Raw genomic sequence first — 331 nt, forward strand, 5'->3', positions numbered from 1 at the left:
AAGGTTCACGGGGTCTTTCCGTCTTGCCACGGGTACACCGCATCTTCACGGCGATTTCAATTTCACTGAGTCTCGGGTGGAGACAGCCTGGCCATCATTACGCCATTCGTGCAGGTCGGAACTTACCCGACAAGGAATTTCGCTACCTTAGGACCGTTATAGTTACGGCCGCCGTTTACTGGGGCTTCGATCAAGAGCTTCTGCTTACGCATAACCCCATCAATTAACCTTCCAGCACCGGGCAGGCGTCACACCGTATACGTCCACTTTCGTGTTTGCACAGTGCTGTGTTTTTATTAAACAGTTGCAGCCAGCTGGTATCTTCGACTGA

The 331-nt window shown here is 51.7% G+C and carries 1 rRNA gene (running past both ends of the window); it reads right to left on the bottom strand.

The annotated features are described in order from the left end of the window. A 23S ribosomal RNA gene (locus J3U35_RS00010) occupies nucleotides 1–331 on the bottom strand (it extends past both window edges: 780 nt to the left, 1,630 nt to the right).

Source organism: Gilliamella sp. B2717 (assembly GCF_026536675.1).
GTDB lineage: Bacteria > Pseudomonadota > Gammaproteobacteria > Enterobacterales > Orbaceae > Gilliamella > Gilliamella apicola_I.